Origin of the sequence: Mameliella sp. AT18 (assembly GCF_028807275.1) — a bacterium.
Classification (GTDB): domain Bacteria; phylum Pseudomonadota; class Alphaproteobacteria; order Rhodobacterales; family Rhodobacteraceae; genus Antarctobacter; species Antarctobacter albus.
This window is the reverse complement of record NZ_JARAMO010000109.1, coordinates 1-1,115: the sequence shown is the minus strand read 5'-3', so window position 1 is coordinate 1,115 and position 1,115 is coordinate 1. Positions and strand designations below refer to the sequence as shown.

General features: G+C 67.5%; 1 protein-coding gene. It reads left to right on the top strand.

All coding sequences use genetic code 11. The features are described 5' to 3' along the window. The coding region (locus tag PVW46_RS13355) for a DUF7933 domain-containing protein (protein WP_443137041.1) at positions 1 to 1,115 on the top strand (1,115 nt) is incomplete at both ends.

The following is a 1,115-nucleotide window of genomic DNA, read 5'->3' as shown; positions in this document are numbered from 1 at the left end:
ACGATTACCGCCACCGGCGGCAGCGGGACCATCTCCTATACCGGCGGCACGGTCGCCGCCTCGTCGATCTGTACAGTCCAGGTGGATGTGACCGCGACCACCACCGGCCTGTTGAACAACACCTCGGGGGATCTCACCTCCAGCCTGGGCAACTCGGACAGTGCCTCGGACGCGCTGGCCGTCGTGCCGCCGCCCGCCTTTACCAAAGTCTTTGCACCGGACACCCTGGGTGCGGGCCAGGTCAGCACGCTGACCTTCACCATCGACAATGACCGCCCGGCGACGCTGGACGCCACCGGCCTGGCCTTCACCGACAACCTTCCGGCGGGCATGGTCGTCGCCTCCAGCCCGAATGTCGTGAACAATTGTTCGGGCACCGTGACCGCCAACGCGGGCAGCGGGTCGATCTCGCTGACCGGCGGCCAGCAGCTGGCGGGCGGTGCCTGTACCATCGCGGTCGACGTGGTTGCGGCCGCGGCCGGCAACTACACCAACACCAGCGGCGACCTGACCTCTTCGATGGGCAATTCCGGCCCGGCGACCGATGTCCTCTTCGTGATGCCGCAACCCGTCTTCGCCAAGAGCTTTGCCGACCCCGCCATCGCGCTGGGCTTTGAAACCACGCTGACCTTCACCATCGACAACAGCCCCTCGATCATCGACGCCACGGCGCTGGATTTCACCGACAACCTGCCCGCGGGCGTGCAGGTCGCGGCGACGCCGGCGGCCTCGACAACCTGTACCGGAGGCACCATCACCGCCACGGGCGGCGCGGGCACGATCAGCTACAGCGGCGGATCCATTGCCGCTGGGGCCACCTGTACCGTCGCGGTGAACGTGACCGGCACGGCAGTGGGCGCCCAGGTGAACACCAGCGGTGACCTGACCTCCTCGCTGGGCAACTCGGGCACCGCGAACGCGACCCTGACCGTCGTGCCGCAGCCCGTCTTCACCAAGGTCTTTGCCCCCGACACGATCAACCTGGGCCAGTCCTCGACCCTGACCTTCACCATCGACAACAGCGGTTCCATCCTTGACGCCAGCGGGCTCGAATTCACCGATCCGCTGCCGGCGGACCTGGTGGTGGCGGCGACGCCCAATGCCTCGACCACCTG